The sequence below is a fragment of the Microbacterium arborescens genome, assembly GCF_049707515.1.
Lineage (GTDB): Bacteria > Actinomycetota > Actinomycetes > Actinomycetales > Microbacteriaceae > Microbacterium > Microbacterium arborescens_B.
Genome location: NZ_JBNAFI010000002.1, coordinates 563,094 through 579,858 on the forward strand (window position 1 = coordinate 563,094; position 16,765 = coordinate 579,858).

Annotated in this window: 14 protein-coding genes; 9 read left to right on the top strand and 5 right to left on the bottom strand. The window is 71.0% G+C overall.

Features of this window, described 5'->3' with window-relative positions; genetic code table 11:
* Positions 1 to 9: 9 nt before the first annotated feature.
* Entirely contained in the window at positions 10 to 1,002 is a 993-nt protein-coding gene (locus ACPYN5_RS06675; RefSeq protein ID WP_424448190.1) for a putative oxygenase MesX, read from the bottom strand.
* A 119-nt stretch (positions 1,003 to 1,121) separates the two neighbouring features.
* Between ACPYN5_RS06675 and ACPYN5_RS06680 the strand changes: the two genes are divergently transcribed.
* Positions 1,122 to 2,063: a LysR family transcriptional regulator gene (locus tag ACPYN5_RS06680; RefSeq protein ID WP_424448191.1), complete on the top strand. Its 942-nt coding sequence runs from the start codon at positions 1,122 to 1,124 to the stop codon at positions 2,061 to 2,063.
* A gap of 22 nt (positions 2,064 to 2,085) precedes the next feature.
* On the opposite strand, the gene ACPYN5_RS06685 is transcribed toward ACPYN5_RS06680, so the two are convergent.
* Positions 2,086 to 3,111 (bottom strand): ornithine cyclodeaminase, encoded by a 1,026-nt coding sequence (locus ACPYN5_RS06685; RefSeq protein ID WP_424448192.1) that lies wholly within the window; start codon positions 3,109 to 3,111, stop codon positions 2,086 to 2,088.
* Positions 3,112 to 3,305: 194 nt separating this feature from the next.
* Here ACPYN5_RS06685 and ACPYN5_RS06690 point away from each other — a divergent pair, with 194 nt between their 5' ends.
* Entirely contained in the window at positions 3,306 to 3,680 is a 375-nt protein-coding gene (locus tag ACPYN5_RS06690; RefSeq protein WP_424448193.1) for a cupin domain-containing protein, read from the top strand.
* A gap of 21 nt (positions 3,681 to 3,701) precedes the next feature.
* Here ACPYN5_RS06690 and ACPYN5_RS06695 read toward each other — a convergent pair whose 3' ends face one another.
* Complete coding sequence (locus tag ACPYN5_RS06695; protein ID WP_424448194.1) at positions 3,702 to 4,556, bottom strand: alpha/beta fold hydrolase; 855 nt, start codon at positions 4,554 to 4,556, stop codon at positions 3,702 to 3,704.
* A gap of 19 nt (positions 4,557 to 4,575) precedes the next feature.
* Complete coding sequence (gene solA / locus ACPYN5_RS06700) at positions 4,576 to 5,739, bottom strand: N-methyl-L-tryptophan oxidase (RefSeq protein WP_424448195.1); 1,164 nt, start codon at positions 5,737 to 5,739, stop codon at positions 4,576 to 4,578.
* 126 nt (positions 5,740 to 5,865) lie between these two features.
* On the opposite strand from solA, the gene ACPYN5_RS06705 reads away from it, so the two are divergent.
* The 4 genes from ACPYN5_RS06705 to ACPYN5_RS06720 all read left to right on the top strand — a co-directional run bounded on the left by ACPYN5_RS06705 (position 5,866) and on the right by ACPYN5_RS06720 (position 10,166).
* Positions 5,866 to 7,290 (top strand): helix-turn-helix domain-containing protein, encoded by a 1,425-nt coding sequence (locus tag ACPYN5_RS06705; RefSeq protein WP_424448196.1) that lies wholly within the window; start codon positions 5,866 to 5,868, stop codon positions 7,288 to 7,290.
* Positions 7,291 to 7,492: 202 nt separating this feature from the next.
* Positions 7,493 to 8,416, top strand: a complete 924-nt coding sequence (locus ACPYN5_RS06710) for an ABC transporter substrate-binding protein (protein WP_424448197.1) — start codon at positions 7,493 to 7,495, stop codon at positions 8,414 to 8,416.
* Positions 8,413 to 9,399: an amino acid ABC transporter permease gene (locus tag ACPYN5_RS06715; RefSeq protein WP_424448198.1), complete on the top strand. Its 987-nt coding sequence runs from the start codon at positions 8,413 to 8,415 to the stop codon at positions 9,397 to 9,399. The genes ACPYN5_RS06710 and ACPYN5_RS06715 overlap by 4 nt, the downstream gene beginning before the upstream one ends.
* Complete coding sequence (locus tag ACPYN5_RS06720; RefSeq protein WP_424448199.1) at positions 9,396 to 10,166, top strand: amino acid ABC transporter ATP-binding protein; 771 nt, start codon at positions 9,396 to 9,398, stop codon at positions 10,164 to 10,166. Before ACPYN5_RS06715 ends, ACPYN5_RS06720 begins: the two co-directional genes overlap by 4 nt.
* A 6-nt stretch (positions 10,167 to 10,172) precedes the next feature.
* On the opposite strand, the gene ACPYN5_RS06725 is transcribed toward ACPYN5_RS06720, so the two are convergent.
* A complete protein-coding gene (locus ACPYN5_RS06725; protein ID WP_424448200.1) occupies positions 10,173 to 11,060 on the bottom strand; it encodes a LysR family transcriptional regulator in 888 nt (295 codons plus the stop codon).
* Between the two features lie 105 nt (positions 11,061 to 11,165).
* Here ACPYN5_RS06725 and ACPYN5_RS06730 point away from each other — a divergent pair, with 105 nt between their 5' ends.
* Genes ACPYN5_RS06730 through ACPYN5_RS06740 form a run of 3 tightly spaced genes read left to right on the top strand, consistent with a single transcriptional unit; the run spans position 11,166 to position 16,757 of the window.
* Complete coding sequence (locus ACPYN5_RS06730) at positions 11,166 to 14,630, top strand: bifunctional proline dehydrogenase/L-glutamate gamma-semialdehyde dehydrogenase (RefSeq protein WP_424448201.1); 3,465 nt, start codon at positions 11,166 to 11,168, stop codon at positions 14,628 to 14,630.
* Entirely contained in the window at positions 14,627 to 15,301 is a 675-nt protein-coding gene (locus ACPYN5_RS06735) for an FMN-binding negative transcriptional regulator (protein ID WP_424448202.1), read from the top strand. The genes ACPYN5_RS06730 and ACPYN5_RS06735 overlap by 4 nt, the downstream gene beginning before the upstream one ends.
* Positions 15,288 to 16,757 (top strand): amidohydrolase, encoded by a 1,470-nt coding sequence (locus tag ACPYN5_RS06740; protein WP_424448203.1) that lies wholly within the window; start codon positions 15,288 to 15,290, stop codon positions 16,755 to 16,757. The genes ACPYN5_RS06735 and ACPYN5_RS06740 overlap by 14 nt, the downstream gene beginning before the upstream one ends.
* Positions 16,758 to 16,765: the final 8 nt, after the last annotated feature.

Consider the following 16,765-nt stretch of genomic DNA (forward strand, 5'->3'; position numbering starts at 1 on the left):
CTCCGTGGCTCATCGGACCGGTGTCGAGTAGCGGGCTGCCCACCGGGAGAGGACCTGGCGGTGCGGGGTGACGAAGTGCTCCTCTGCGTACTTGCCCTGCGTGGCGGCGAGCTGACTGCGCTCGACCCGGTCGTAGGTGATTCCGGTGCGCGCGAAATCGACCCGCTCGAGGCTCGGCCGGTAGACCTCGCTCGCCGGCTCCGCCGCGTTGTAGATCTCGGGCCGGTAGATCTTCTGGAACGTCTCCATGGTGCTGATGGTGCCGATCAGCTGCAGATCGGTGTAGTCGCTCAACAGATCACCGCGGAAGTAGAAGGCGAGCGGTGCCACGCTGCCCCGCGGCATGAAGTAGCGGACCTGCAGGCCCATCTTCGCGAAGTACTCGTCGGTGAGGGAGTACGCGTCCTGCTCGTACTCGACGCCGAGCACGGCGTGCCGGTTGCCGTTCCGGCGATAGGTCCTGCTGGTCGAGACGCTGATGCACACCACGGGCGGCTGCGGGAAGCGCTCGCGGTAGGCGTCGGATTCGAGGAAGTGCTGGAAGAGCTTCCCATGCAGGTCGCCGAAGTCGTCGGGAACGGTGAACTCGCCGGGGGTCTGCTGAGCCGACGGCAGGACGATGCTGAAGTCGTAGTCGCGGAGGTACGACGAGAAGTTGTTCCCCACGATGCCCTGATGGCGCTCGCCGGTCAGTCGGTCCACGATATGGATGTCGAGCACCTCGAGCAACGGGAACTCCCGGTCGTCTCCGCCGGCTGCGAACTGCAGCTGCACCGAGACGATGTCGAGCTCGGCTGCGTAGCGGTCACCGTTCGGGTTGTCGGTTCGCGCGAGGTCGTTGAGGCGGCCGTCGATCATCGCGAGGGCGCTGCGCAGATTCTCGCGACGGTGCTCACCCCGGGCGAGGTTCGCGAAGTTGGTGGTGATCCGCGAGCTCTCCGACGGCGAGTAGTCCTCGTCGAAGCGGGCGGTGGTGATGCGGAACGTGAACTCGTTCGCCATGAGCAGCCAATCGATGCCGAGCCCGGAAGAGCCGTGCGGGAAGTGTTGATCTCATGGTGCTCGGAGGGCGGTGGCATCGGGTAATTCATCCCCGCTATGCAGTGTCATAGGCTGTGGCTATGGCCGGGAGCAAGAGCGGGATCACTCTGCAGCAGCTGCACTACTTCATCGAAGTCGCCGCCGAGGGCTCGATCTCCGCCGCCGCGGATCTGCTCTACGTCGCGCAGCCCACGATGTCGGCGGCGATGAAGGACCTCGAGAGTCGCGTGGGGAGGGACCTTCTCCTCCGTTCGCCCCGGGGAGTGACCCTCACCACCGACGGCGTGGAGTTCCTCGGGTATGCCCGCCAGGTCGTCGAGCAGGCCGAGCTGCTCGAACAGCGGTACCTCGGCCGGCCGCCGTCGCGCCGCCTGCTCGGCGTGTCGACACAGCACTACTCTTTCGCCGTCGACGCCTTCGTGCGGATGGTCAGGAGCACGGGAGCCCCCGAGTACGAGTTCTCGCTGCGCGAGACCCGTACGTGGGACATCATCGAGGACGTCCGGACGCTCCGAAGCGAACTCGGCATCCTGTTCCGCAACGACTTCAACCGCAACGTCATCGACAAGCTGCTGCGCGACTCGGGCCTGGCCTTCCATCCGCTCTTCGTCGCGGAGCCCCACATCTTCGTGTCGCGGCGCAACCCGCTCGCCTCGCGCGAGCGGGCGACGCTCGACGACCTCGCCGATCTGCCGCGACTGACGTTCGACCAGGGCGCGAACAACTCGTTCTACTTCGCCGAGGAGATCCTCTCGACCCTCTCCAGCAAGCAGGAGATCCGGGTGTCGGATCGCGCGACGATCTTCAACCTCATGATCGGTCTCGACGGGTACACGATCTCGACGGGCATCATCAGCGACGACCTCGATCCCGAGATCGTCGCCGTGCCGCTCGAGGTCGACGAACGCATCGAGATCGGATGGATCGGCCGGACCGGCATCCCGCTGACCGAGCAGGCCCAGCGCTATCTCGTCGAGGTGCGGGCCGTGGTGGCGGGCTTCGGCATCGACCTGCTCGGCTGAGCCCGCTCCGCGCTCCCGGAGGTCAGACGACGGGCACCGGTGCCCCGACCATGCCGAACAGGTCCTTGGGGTCGTCGGGCTCGGCGACGAGGTCGATCGACTCGCTGTACCGGGTGTTCGCGGTCGCATCGCGGGTGTAGCGCAGGGCGGTGAAATCCTCGATGGCGAACCCGACCGAGTCGAAGATCGTGATCTCGTCGGGGGAGACGCGGCCCGGCGCGAGGCCCGCGATGACCGACCACACCTCGGTCACGGGCCAATCGGCCGGGAGCTGCTGCAGCTCACCCTCGATGCGCGTCTGCGGGGTGTGCTCGACGAACAGGCGGTTCTCGCGTACGAGGGCGAGGTCGAGTTCGGTCTTGCCGGGGCAGTCGCCTCCGATGGCGTTGATGTGCGTGCCGGCGCGCACCTCTCCGGCGCGCAGCACGACGGCGTTCGCCTTGTCGGCGGTGCAGGTCGTGACGACATCGGCGTCCGCCGCGGCCGCTGCCGCCGAGTCGGCGATCGTCACGTCGAACCCGAGGGGTCTGAGGTTGCGTGCTGTCGCCTCGGCCGCCGAACGGTCGGTGTCGAAGATCCGCAGATCGGTGATGCCGAGCTGCGAGCGGATCGCCAGGGCTTGGAACTCCGCCTGCGAACCCGCGCCGATCATGGCGTGCGTGCTGCTGCCGGGGCGCGCGAGCCACCGTGCGGCGAGTCCCGATGCCGCCGCCGTCCGCAGCGCCGTCAGGAGCGTCATCTCCGAGAGGAAGAGCGGGTAGCCCGTCATGACGTCGGCGAGCACGCCGAACGCGGTGACCGTCTGGAAACCGCGCGACGGGTTCGCGGGGTGACCGTTGACGTATTTGAACGCGTAGAGCTCGCCGTCGCTCGTGGGCATGAGCTCGATGACGCCGATCGGGGAGTGGCTCGCGACGCGCGGCTCGCGCTCGAAGCGCTCCCACCGGCGGAAGTCGACCTCCATGGCGTCGACCATCCCGGCGATGATCGCCTCCGGGCCGGTCTCGCGGACCCAGGCGACCATGTTGCTGACGCTGACGAAACGCATGAGGGATGTCCTTTCGGGAGGAGGGCTGCGGGGCCCCGCGGGTGGCGACATTCTCCCGACGGTCGGCGTCCGCCGGATTTCCGCCGCCGGAAGGAGCAAAATCACGACGGGTCGATTGCCGGTTCTCGCGGCTTCGTCGGAGGCGGTGACGCTCGGTCCCTACCGTGGCGGCACGACGGCGAGGGGAGATCGGGATGGAAACGCAGCGGCGGGGCGACGACGCGCTCGACTGGCGGATGTACCGCGGCAGCGGGCAGGTGCAGGTCGAGCGCTACTTCCGCTCCTCGACGCGGCTCGAATCGAGCGTGATGTTCTACCACCTCGAGCCGGGTGCCGAAGAGGGCGTCCACCACCACCTCGCAGACGACCCCGCGAGCTGCTCCGTCGACAGCGCCGACGAGATGTACGTCGTCACCCGCGGAGAGGTGGTCATGACGGGAGGCCCTGAGCCGATCGTGCTGCGCGCGGGCGATGCCGCCTACGCCCCGCACGGGGTGCCGCACGGCGTGCGCAATACCTCCGGCGAGCCCGCGGAGCTCGTGCTCGTCTTCGGGCCGCCCCGTGACTGACCGCCCGCCTGGCGCGCTCGGTCAGCGTCCCGCCAGCTGTTCGCCGCGTCGCGCGGTGCGCACGACGCCGTCGGCGAGCACGGGCCACAGGCCCGGCGGAATCAGGTGTCCCATGCCCGGGTGGAGCTGCAGTTCGGCCTCCTGCAGCGCCGCGGCCATGTCGATCGCGGCAGCCGAGCCGCAGACGTCGTCGTCGCGGCCGTGGAACACGAGCGCGGGTGCGGCCACCGAGCGCAGCAGGTCGAGGCGCTCCGGAGCGCGCAGGAGCGCCGCCCACTGCCGGCTGAACCCCTCCGGCGCGTCGCCTCGATCGAAGGCCTCGCCGGCAGCCCACCGCATCCAATCGACGTCGATCGGGTACCGCGCACTGCCGGCGACCGCGGCGTATGCGCCCGCGGCATCGACTTGCGCAGCCCGCGGCACCCGCACCGGAGCCTGCTGAAGCTCGGGGCGCGCGCCATGGAGCACGTAGCGCGGGTCGCGTCCGGGGATGGTCGAGATGAGGCCGAGGCTGAGCACCCGGCCGGGATGCCGGATCGCGGCGGTCTGCGCCATCATGCCGCCCATCGAATGGCCGACGAGATGCGCGCCCGCGACACCCAGGTGATCGAGGATGCGGATGACGTCGTCGCCGAGGTCCTCGAGGCCGTAGCCGCCGTCGATGTCGTCCCTCCCGCCGAAGCGGGGCGAGAGGCCGGTGTCGCGATTGTCGAAGCGCACGACCCGGAATCCCGCGCCGACGATGAGGGCGACGAACTCCTCGGGCCACGACAGCAGCTGAGCCCCACCGCCCGAGATCAGCACGACGAGCGGAGCGTCCTCGTCGCCGAAGGCCTCGTAGTAGAGGGCGACGTCGGTGGTGTCGGTGAAGGGCACGGGGTTCCTCTCTGCGGCCTCAGTCGACGAGGACGGGGCGGTGGTCGATGCCCGAGGCGGGATCGTGGGCGGAGGCGACCCCGAACGTCGAGATGTCCTCGGTCGTCTCGCCGTCGACGGCGAGCTCGGCGAGGATACGGCCGATGGTCGGGGTGAACTTGAACGCGTGCCCGGCCCCGAGCGCGACGATGATGTCGGGATGCTGCGGCACGGGACCGATCACGAAGTTGCGGTCGGGGGTGATGGCGTACTGGCAGGTGACCGTGCGGAGCACGCCGCCGCTGCTGGGGATCGTCGACGACATGAAGGACGAGAGCTCCGCGAGCAGTTCGGGGGAGGGTACGAAGGTGCGCTCATCGGGCGACATGACGTTGTCGGACCGGTCGCGCGCCGCTTTGATCGTCGGCTCGCCGTACGTCGGGAAGCCGTAGAAGCACTGCTCGTCCTCCCAGATCCACACCGGGAACCGGTCGCGGTCGAACGCGTCGGGGTCCTCCGGGGCGAAGTACGTCACCTGTTCCTGCATCGTGATCAGCGGGATCTCCGCGCCCAGCGGGGCGAGGAGCGCGTTGGTCCAGGCGTCGGCCGCGAGGACGACCTTGCCGGCGTGGACGTCGCCGTCCGCGGTGCGCACGACGACGCCGGACTCGTCGGGGAGGAGGCTCAGCACCGGCGTGCGGTCGCGGATGACCGCTCCGTTCATGCGGGCGTGCATCTGGAAGGCTGCGACCGACCGAGCGGCGTGGACGATACCGGAGTCGGGCGTGTAGACGGTCTCGACGTCGGCGGGCAGGGAGAACTGCGGCCAGCGTGCGTGCACGTCCTCCGGGGCGAGCAGTTCGTGCGGCACCTGTGCCTCGGTGAGGCTCGACACGAAGTCGGACGCCGCGAAGGGGCCGTCGGTCGGGATGAAGACCAGACCGCCGGTGACGGTCGTGAGACGCTCTCCGGTGGCCGCCTCGAAAGCCGCCCAGTCGCGGTACGAGGCCTGTGCCAGACGGACGTAGGGGGACGAGCCGTACGAGGTGCGGATGATGCGCGACGTGTCGTGCGACGCCCCGCGGACGTGGCCGAGCTCGAACTGCTCGAACGCGATCGTCCGCACTCCGGTGCGCGACAGGTGGTACGCGGCGGCGCTTCCCAGAGCGCCCATGCCCACGACCGCGACATCGAATCTCTCCATGTGGCCCGAGTCCTTCCCATTCGTTGACCGCCATTATTTGAACGCCGTCGTGCGACGCTGTTACAGTGCTGGCCTCATGCAAACCCGGCGCGTGAGGTTTGCCGATTACCGGCGAAGGGGGTACCCGTGACCGCACGAGTGGAGGCGGGGCTCCGCGTCGTCCAGGTGGTGGCCGGACGTCCCGATCCCACCGAGGAGATGCTCACCGGAGCGATCGGACGAGCGGCGGGAATGCCGCTGAGCAGTGCGTCGCGGTTGTGCGCGGAACTCGTCGATCTCGGCCTTCTCGCGCGCGGTGAGGCCTACGGCTCGTATCGGGTCGGGCCGGCCGCGCTGCGCCTGTCGGGTGTCGCTTCCGAGCCCTCGGTCGCAGCCGCGCGCTCGGCCCTCACCCGGCTCGCGCACGGCACCGGCGAGACCGCGGTGCTCGCCGTCGGCGCGCTCGGGGGCGTTCGCATCGTCGACGCCGTCCCGTCGCCGTGGACGCTGCACTCCCCGGCCCGGGCCGGGGAGCTCGTGGCGGACCAGCGCAGCGCGAGCGTGCAGGCCCTCGCGCGCGTCGGCGTCGGGATGGGCGGGCAGGTGACCGAGTCGCGGATCGGCAAGTGCGTCGAGCTCGCCGTGCCGGTGCTCGAGCCGGGCGGCGAGTGCGTCGGGGTGCTCGCCGTGCGCCTGCCCGTCAACCGGGCGAAGGAGGGCGTTCCCGTCGCGCGGCGTGCCCTGGCGGCGGAACGCCGCACGCTCGAGCGAACGCTCGACGCACCGCGCGCGCGACCGACGCCGCCGGGGGCGAGAGGCGGCCCGTCCTCGGCTCTCGCGGCGACCCTGGTGCTCCTCGAAGCTCTCGGGCCGGCGGAGGCCACGGTCTCCGAGCTCTGCGCGGCCACCGGCATCCGTCGTGATCGGGCGCTGCGCCTGCTCGAGTCGTGCCATCGCGTCGGCTTCGTCCGGTTCGACGCCGACGGCGAGCGCATGCGCCTGACATGGATGCTCCACGGCTGGCTCCGCGCGGCCGTGCGGCCGACCCTCGTCGCGGAGGGCGCCCCCCTCGTCGCGGCAGCAGCCGACGCCACGGGTGTCTGCGCCTTCATCACGGTGCTGAGGGGGATGCGCTCGGTGACCCTCGTCGAGGAGATCCGAAGCCTCGGGGCGGGCCTGGACATGACGCCGTGGCTCGGCCGCCCGTGCCCGATCCCCAGCGCCGACGGCGGACCGACGCTCGTGATGGACTTCGACCCCGACGACATCCCGGCCTTCCTCCCGCGGCGGACCGATGCGCGCGAGCTCGCCGACTTCCGTCGTCGCGTCGCGGTGCTCGTGCGCGACGGCGTGCTCGCGACGGAATCGTTCGAAGAGGCCGGGCAGACCGCCGTGACGGCCCCGATCCGCGATGCCAGCGGTGCTGTCGCGGCCGCCGTGTGCCTGGTGGGGACCACCGACGACATGCGGCCCCGCATCCCCGCGCTGAAGGCCGTCGCGCTTGAGCTCTCGGCCGACCTCTCCGGTCTCGTCGGGTACCGCTCCGCCGCCGCGGCGGGTGCCGCGGCCTGACGTCCGGACTCGTGCCCGGGTCGCGAAAGCGCGATCCGGGAGCGTCGGGTTTGCGTGTTCTCGGGGGCGTCGACGGGGCGAAAAGGGCCGTTCCTATCATGAGCGCACTCGCCACGGACGTCGCGGCCCCGCTGTCGGAGCCCGGATCGATCCGTGAGCGGACACCGTCGCCGTGCACCATCCCGCCCGACCAAGGAGTGCCATGAATCGCCGTCCGTTCCGTCCCGTCCCCCGTCTCGGACTCGTCGCGGGCGCGTCGCTCACGACTGTCGCCCTCCTCGCCGGCTGCGCGTCGTCGGGGGAGGCATCGCCCGCGGCCGGCGAGAGCGAGCTGTTCGACCAGTCGATCGCCGACCTTCTGCCGGCGGATATCGCGGAGGCCGGCGAGATCCACGTCGCGAGCGGTCCGGGCTACCCGCCGATCCTCGACCTCGCCGAGGACGGCGTCACCCTGTCGGGATCGCAGCCGGAGGAGGTGCGCCTGATCGGCCAGGTGCTCGGCATCGACATCGTCTTCGACGACATCAAGTTCGACGCGCTGTTCCCGGCCCTCGAGTCGGGCAAGGTCGACATGGCCGCGGCATCGCTGGGGATCACGCAGGAACGGCTCGGAGCCGTCGACTTCGTGAGCGACTTCCAGGGCGGCACGACGCTCCTCGTCGCCGGAGACAACCCCGAGGAGCTGTCGATCGAGACGCTCTGCGGCCACTCCGTCGGTGTGCTCAAGGGATCGACCGAGGAGACGATCACCCTGCCCGCTTGGGCCGAGACCTGCTCCGCCGCCGGTGAGCCCGACATCGAGATCTCGACCTTCGCCACCGCCGCCGACGCGGTGCTGGCGCTGTCGTCGGGTCGCGTCGAGGCGACGGTCAGCGCATTGCCGCCCGCCGTCTATCAGGCGGCCCAGTCGGACGGCGCCATGGAGGCGCTCGACATCAACTACGAGCCCACCCCGTGGGGACTGGCCTTCCCGAAGGGATCGGAGCTCACCGAGGCCGTCTCGGCAGCGCTGCAGAAGCTCATGGACGAGGGCCTGTACCTCGAGAACCTCGAGCGCTTCGGCGTCGAGGTGGGTGCCGTCGACACCGCCGAGATCTACACCGACCCGGCGCAGGCGGCGAAGTGAGCACGGCCCTCCCAAAGGACACGGCCGCGCGGGGGGCCGCCCGCGAGGAGGTGCCGCTGCGCGTCGTTCCGGTGCGGCGATGGGGACAGTGGCTCGTCTCGGTCGTCGTCCTGCTGCTGGCCGCCATGCTCGTGCAGTCGGTCGCGACGAACCCGAACTTCGAATGGGCGAAGGTCTGGGGATACTTCCTCGACGGCCGCATCCTGCGCGGACTCGGTACGACGCTGTGGCTCACCGTCGTCGCGATGCTCATCGGCGTCGCGATCGGCGTGATCATGGCGGTCGGCCGTCAGTCGCGGAACGTCGTCGTGTCCGGAGCGGCATCCGCCTACGTGGGCTTCTTCCGCGGCACGCCCCTGCTGGTCCAGCTCATCTTCTGGTTCAATCTCGCCGCGCTGTACCCCACGCTGCAGTTCGGCGTCCCGTTCGGCCCGGCGTTCGTCGAAGCCGACACCAACACCCTCATCACACCGATGCTCGCCGCGATCCTGGGTCTCGGTCTGAACGAGGGGGCCTACATGTCGGAGATCGTCCGGGCCGGACTGCTCTCGGTCGACCCGGGTCAGACCGACGCGGCCGAGGCGCTCGGCATGCGGCGTCGGCAGATCTTCCGGCGGATCGTGCTGCCGCAGGCCATGCGCGTCATCATCCCGCCCACGGGCAACGAGACCATCTCGATGCTGAAAACGACGGCGCTCGTGAGCGTCATCGCGATCGGCGACCTGCTCTTCGCCGCCCAGACGATCTACTCGCGCAATTTCGAGGTCATCCCGCTGCTGATCACGGTGAGCATCTGGTACCTGCTCGTGACCACTGTGCTGAGCATCGGCCAGTACTTCGTCGAGCGGCGATTCACCCGCGGCGACCGCCGCGCCGAGCGGTCGTACTTCGTCGAGTGGCTCGACGGACTCGTGCCGCGGCACGCCACCGTCGAGCCCGCCCCGCCGACCGGACCGATCGATGTCGAAGGAGAACGCCGATGACTGCTCTCACCCCGATGGTCGAGGCGATCGGCGTGCACAAGCGTTTCGGCGCCAACCACGTCGTCCGAGGCATCGACCTGGTCGTGGAGAAAGGACAGGTGCGGTGCCTGCTCGGCCCCTCGGGTTCGGGGAAGAGCACGTTCCTGCGCTGCATCAACCACCTCGAGAAGATCAATGCCGGCAGCATCAGCGTCGACGGCGAGCTCGTCGGGTACCGGCGCGTGGGCGACCGGCTTTACGAGCTGCGCGACGACGAGATCGCGCGCAAGCGCAGCGACATCGGGATGGTGTTCCAGCATTTCAACCTGTTCCCGCACATGACCGTGCTCGAGAACCTCGTCGAGGCCCCGGTGATGGTGCGCCGCGAAAAGGCGAGGGACGCGCGCGAGCGCGGCCGCGCGCTGCTGGCCCGCGTCGGCCTCGCAGACAAGGCGGACGCCTACCCCCGGTCGCTCTCGGGCGGGCAGCAGCAGCGGGTCGCCATCGCCCGGGCGCTGAACATGCGTCCCAAGCTGATGCTGTTCGACGAGCCGACCTCCGCGCTCGACCCGGAGCTGGTCGGCGAGGTGCTCGACGTCATGCGCGACCTCGCGGCGGAAGGCATGACGATGATCGTCGTCACGCACGAGATCGGCTTCGCCCGCGAGGTGGCCGACACCGTGACGTTCATGGACGGGGGAGTCGTCGTCGAGAGCGGCCCGCCCGCCCAGGTCCTCGGTGATCCCGAGCACGCGCGTACCCGCGCCTTCCTCGCGAAGGTGCTCTGAGCCCGGTCAGGAGGCGACCTCGTCGAAGGCCTGCTGCAGGGCGGTCTGCACCGCCTCGAGCGCGGGACGGTGCGAGGCGCCGTGTCGCACCGCGGTGAAGACGTCACGGCGCGGCCTTCCGGGCAGGTCGAAGAGCCGGACCGGCGGGTCGTCTCCCGCGAAGACGAGGTCGGGGATCATCGCGGCGGCGCGTCCGGCCGCGACGAGTCGGATGTGCGCGGTCAGATCGGTCAGCTCGAACGGCACATGCGGCTCGAACCCGGCCGCGCGGCACTGCTGCGTCGCCCAATGGCGCGCGGCGGTGCCGACGGGCTCCATCACCCACGGGCGGTCGCGAAGGGCGGCGAGCTCGGTCTCGCGCTCGTCGGGACCGAGGGCGAGCCGGATGCTGTCGAGGCCCAGGAAGGCGCGGTCGAGCCCCGAGCGGTGCTCGCGGGTGTGACCCGGGTACTGCTCGGCGACGACCAGGTCGAATCCGCGCGCGGCCAGCTCGAACAGCCCCTCCTCGGGCGGCAGCTCCGTCACCTCGAGGCGCAACCCCGGGGCGGAGACGGCGAGCAGCTCCAGCACACGGGGGACGAGGCCGTGCACCGCCGACTGCATGGCCGCGACCCGGACGGGGGAGAGCGACGGCTGCATCCGCTCGAGCTCGCTGCGCACCTCTTCATCGGCCGCCAGCATCCGCGCGGCGTGGGCGGCCAGGGCCTCGCCCTGCGCCGTCAGCCGCACGCGGCGGCCGTCCGGACGCAGCAGCGCGACGCCGGCCTCGCGCTCGAGCTGCGCGAGCTGCTGCGAGATGGTCGACGGGCTGTACGCGAGGGCCTCGGCGACCGCCGCGAGAGTGCCGCGCACCGACAGCTCGTGCAGCAGGCGCAATCGGCGGAGATCGAACACGCTGCGCTCCACTCATCGGGAATCTCGAACAGTACCGATCGTAAACGATCGCTTTTGTCGATGAGATGCGAGCCGCAGACTGAGCGCATCTACGGAAGGACCATCATGACCCCCGCCTCCGCTCCCGCCCCGTCGCCGGCCGTGGCCCCTACCGGCGTTTCGCTCGCCGACCTCGCCGACGATGCCGTCGCCCTCGTGCGACGCTGGCTCGAGGCCAGCCGCGCCGAGAAGGTCGACGCGTCGGCGGAACGCCTGGCGGGCGTCCTCCGCGATCCGCGCGGCCTGGACTTCACGGTCGGCTTCGTCGACGGCGTCGTACGTCCCGAGGACACCCGGGTCGCCGCACGCAACCTCGCGGCCCTCACGCCCTTCATCCCCGGGTTCCTCCCTCTCCACCTGAAGTCCGCGATCCGCCTGGGAGCCTTTGCCGCGCCCCTCGCGCCCGCGATCGTGGTGCCGGCGGCGCGCGCCGCGCTGCGGGCCATGGTGCGTCACCTCATCGTCGACGCGACCGACCGCAGGCTCGGGCCGGCGATCGCCCGCATCCGCGGCGAGGAGGGGATCCGCCTGAACGTCAACCTGCTGGGCGAGGCGATCCTCGGCAAGAAGGAGGCTGCCCGACGTCTCGCCGGAACCCGCCGGCTCCTGGCACGCGATGACGTCGACTACGTCTCGATCAAGGTGTCGTCGACTGTCGCCCCGCACACGCCCTGGGCGTTCGACGACGCCGTCACCGACGCCGTCGACGCGCTGCGTCCGCTGTACCGGGTCGCGGCCGCCGGGCGGAAGTTCCTCAACCTCGACATGGAGGAGTACAAGGACCTCGACCTCACGCTCGCGGTCTTCATGCGCATCCTCGACGAGCCGCAGTTCCGCGAGCTCGAGGCCGGGATCGTGCTGCAGGCCTACCTCCCCGACGCGCTCGGCGCGATGATGCGCTTGCAGGAGTGGGCCGCCGCCCGGGTCGCCGCCGGCGGCGCCCCGATCAAGGTGCGCGTCGTCAAGGGCGCCAACCTGCCGATGGAGCGCGTCGACGCCGACATCCACGACTGGCCGCTCGCGACGTGGGAGTCGAAGCAGGCATCGGATGCCTCGTACAAAGCGGTGCTCGACTACGCGCTGCGGCCCGAGCACACCGCGCACGTGCGCATCGGCGTTGCCGGGCACAACCTGTTCGACATCGCGCTGGCCTGGCTGCTCGCCGAACGACGCGGGGTCGTGGGCGGCATCGACATCGAGATGCTGCTCGGGATGGCGACGGCGCAGGCGGCCGTCGTCCGCCGCACCGTCGGGTCGATCCTCCTGTACACACCCGTCGTGCACCCTCGGGAGTTCGACGTCGCGATCGCCTATCTGATCCGGCGACTCGAGGAGGGGGCCTCGGCGGAGAACTTCATGTCGGCGGTGTTCGACCTCGACGCCGACGAGCAGCTGTTCGCCCGCGAGCGCGACCGGTTCCTGGCGGCGATCGACGCGATGCCGGCGGATGTCCCCGCCCCGCGCCGCGTGCAGGACCGCACCGCCGACCCGGCACCGGCAGCGGCGACGGGGTTCGCGAACACGCCGGACTCGGACCCGGCCATCGCGGCGAACCGTCGCTGGGCGGACGGCATCCTCGAGCGCATGCGCGATTCCGCCCTCGGCCAGGAGACGGCCGACGCGCACGTGCTCGTCGACAGCGCCGACGTCGACGCCGCCGTGGATGCCGCGGTCGCCGCGGGTGCGTCCTGGCGGGCGCTCAGCGCGGACGATCGCGCCGAGATCCTCCACCGCGCCGGTGACGTCCTGGAGCGTCGGCGCGCCGACCTCATCGAGGTGATGGGAGCCGAGTGTGGCAAGGTCGTCGAGCAGAGCGACCCCGAGGTCTCCGAAGCCATCGACTTCGCGCACTACTACGCCGAGCAGGGGCGCGGCCTCGCGCATGTCGACGGCGCCGAGTTCACCCCCGCGCGCCTCACCGTCGTCACCCCGCCCTGGAACTTCCCGGTGGCCATCCCCGCCGGCTCGACGCTCGCCGCGCTCGCCGCCGGCAGCCCCGTGATCATCAAGCCCGCGCTGCAGGCCCGCCGCTCGGGCGCCGTCATGGTCGAGGCGCTGTGGGAGGCCGGGGTGCCCCGCGACGTGCTCACCTACGTCCAGCTCGAAGAGGGGTCGCTCGGTGCGCGGCTCGTCGCGCACCCGGACGTGGAACGCGTCGTGCTGACCGGTGCGTACGAGACGGCGGAGCTCTTCCGCTCGTTCCGCCCCGACCTCCCGCTGCTCGCCGAGACCAGCGGCAAGAACGCCGTCATCGTCACGCCGAGCGCCGATCTCGATCTGGCCGCCAAGGACGTCGCCATGTCGGCGTTCGGTCACGCCGGCCAGAAATGCTCGGCGGCATCCCTCGTCGTGCTCGTGGGGTCGGTCGCGACCTCCGAGCGGTTCCGCGGGCAGCTCGTCGACGCGGTCACGTCGCTCGAGGTCGGTTCGCCCTGGCACGCCGCCAGCCGCGTCGGTCCCCTCATCGAGCCGGCCTCGGGCAAGCTCCTGCGAGCCCTCACGACCCTCGAGGCCGGACAGTCCTGGGTCGTCGAGCCGCAGCGGCTGGACGCCGACGGAGCGCTGTGGCGTCCGGGCATCCGTGACGGAGTGCGCGCCGGCTCGGAGTTCCACCTCACCGAGTACTTCGGCCCCGTGCTCGGCATCATGACCGCCGAGACCCTGGATGAGGCCATCGACCTCGTCAACGCGATCGAGTACGGCTTGACCTCGGGACTCCATGCGCTCGACGAGGGCGAGATCCAGACCTGGCTGAGCCGCATCGAGGCGGGCAACCTGTATGTCAATCGCGGGACGACCGGGGCGATCGTGCAGCGACAGCCCTTCGGCGGGTGGAAGAAGTCCGTCGTCGGCTCGGGAACCAAGGCGGGCGGGCCCAATTACCTCGCCGGCTTCGGAACGTGGACCGACGCCGCGACGACGGCCGGCCGCCCCGCCCGCACCGACGCCTTCGCCGCCGCCGCGGCCGCTGCCGTGCCCGAGGCGGATCGGGCGTGGCTCGCCGCCGCGCTCGCCAGCGACGCCGCCGCGTGGCGGGACGAGTTCGGCGTCGCCCGCGACGTCACCGCACTGGAATCGGAGCAGAACGTCTTCCGCTACGCCGCGGTGCCCGTGACGGTGCGCGCCGAGGCCGTGTCCGACGTCGCCCTCGTCCGATCGGTCGCGGCCGGCGTCCGCGTCGGCGCGGCCGTAACGGTCAGTTCCGCCGCCGAGCTCGCCCCCGCGGTGCGGGCGTGGCTCGAGGGTGCGGGCGTGCCCGTTCGCGTCGAGGACGAGGCGGCCTGGACGCGCCGTGCTGCCGCGCTCGCCCGAACGGGTGGCCGCGTCCGGCTGCTCGGCGGCTCGGCCGCGGTGTTCGCGGGAGCGACGGCGGGATCGCCGGCCGTCGCGCTGCACGACGCCCCCGTCGTGGGTTCCGGCCGTATCGAGACCCTGCCCTACCTGCGTGAGCAGGCCGTGTCGATCACGGCCCACCGATTCGGCACGCCGCGGCGCTACGCGGTGCCCGCACCCGTCGGCGGCATCCGATGAGGCACACCCCCGACTACGCCGTCACCGACGCCGCCTGGGTCAGAGAGCTCGTGCGCGAGAACCCGTGGGCCTCGATCGTCTCGTTCGTGCCCGGGCGCGGCCTCGTGGCCTCGCACTACCCGATCATGCTCGACGAGATCGGGGATGAGGACGACGGCGAGGACGACATCGTGATCGTCAGCCACGTCGGCAGGCCCGACGAGCGGCTGCACGAACTCGGCCGGCACGAGGTGCTGGTGATCGTCTCGGGGGCCCAGGGTTACGTGTCGCCGGGCTGGTACGAGGTGTCGCCCGCGGTCCCCACCTGGAACTTCACCGTCGCGCACGCCTACGGCGTACCCGAACTGCTCAGCGACGACGACAACCTCGCTCTGCTCGATCGGATGGTCGCGCACCTCGAGAAGCCCCTTCCCGATCCCTTCCCCATGGCGGGCACGCTCGAGAACGAGGAGTACGCCCGGCGCATCGTCGGCGGAACCGTCGGCTTCCGGCTGCGGGTGTCGCGCTTCGAGGCGAAGCAGAAGATGAGCCAGGACAAGGGTCCGGACGTGGTCGATCGTGTGCTGCACCGTCTGCGGCAGCCGGGCCCGTACGCCAACCCGGCCCTGGCCGACACGATGGAGCGCGTGCACGGCCGCGCCGACGAACGGAGAACCCATGACCTCTCGTGATCTGCTGCTGCGCGGTGCGCGCACCTACGGCGGCGGCGAGCCCGTCGACATCCGGCTCTCGTCCGGTCTCGTCGCAGACCTCGCTCCGCGGGGAGCGCTCGACGGGGACGGCGCGCGAGTCGTCGATCTCGACGGGCGCTACGTCGGTCCCGGGCTGTGGGACGCGCACGTGCACTTCACGCAATGGGTCATCCAGCAGCGACGTGTCGATCTGTCAGGCACCCGGAGCGCCTCGGATGCCGTCGGTGCCGTCCGGGCGGCCGTCGCGGCCGGATTCCCGACGACCGACGGCGTGCTCTTCGGCTACGGCTACCGCGACGGGCTCTGGAACGAGCCGGTGACGCAGGCGGCGCTCGACGAGTTCGCCCAGCCGGTCGTGCTGATCAACGGCGATCTGCACAGCGCGTGGATGAACACCGCCGGTGCCGTCCGGCTCGGCCTGCGGCCCGACGCGAGCGGCGTCGTGAGCGAAGGGGAGTGGATCGGGGTGCTGCAGCGGTTCCACGCCGAGGCCGCGCTGCCCGTCGACGACTACCGCGTCGCCGCGGCGGCAGCGGCGGCGCGGGGCATCGTCGGGGTGGTCGAGTACGAGAACGTCCTCAACATCGACGAGTGGTCCGCGCGGGTCGCCGCCGGCGTCGACTCGCTGCGCATCGACGCCTCGGTGTGGCCGGATCGGCTCGACACCGTCATCGGCCGCGGGCTGCGCACCGGAGACGCCGTCGATGCGTCGGGGCTCGTGACGATGGGCCGGCTGAAGGTCGTGGTCGACGGTTCCTTGAACACCCGCACCGCCTACTGCTGGGACCCCTACCCCGGCCTCGACGCCCACGCCGCGCACGGCTGCGGGGTCAGCAGCATCCCGGTCGGGGAACTGCGGGACCTGCTCGTCCGCGCTCGCGCGGGCGGTGTCGCGGCGGCGGTGCACGCGATCGGCGACCGGGCGAACACCGAGGTGCTCGACACGTTCGAAGAACTCGGCATGACCGGCATCATCGAGCATGCCCAGCTCGTGCGCAGCGACGACTTCGCGCGCTTCGCCCGGCTCGGCCTCATCGCCAGCGTGCAGCCCGAACATGCGATGGACGACCGCGACGTCGCCGACCGCTACTGGGCGGGCCGCACCGACCGAGCCTTCGCCTTCGGGTCGCTGCATGCGGCCGGAGTCGACCTGCGACTGGGCTCGGACGCGCCTGTCGCGCCGCTCGATCCGTGGCATGCCATCGCGTCCGCCGTGACGCGCAGCAGGGGAGCCCGAGACGCCTGGCACCCCGAGCAGGCGCTGCCGCTCGACGTGGCCCTGGCCGCGAGCGTGCGGCATCCGCTCGCCGTGGGCGCCCCCGCCGACATCGTGATCACCGATGCCGACCCGTTCGACCTCGATCGCGACGCTCTGCGGGCGATGCCGGTCGCCGCGACCCTGCTGGGGGGACGGTTCACGTACGACGCGCTGTGAGTCGGGGC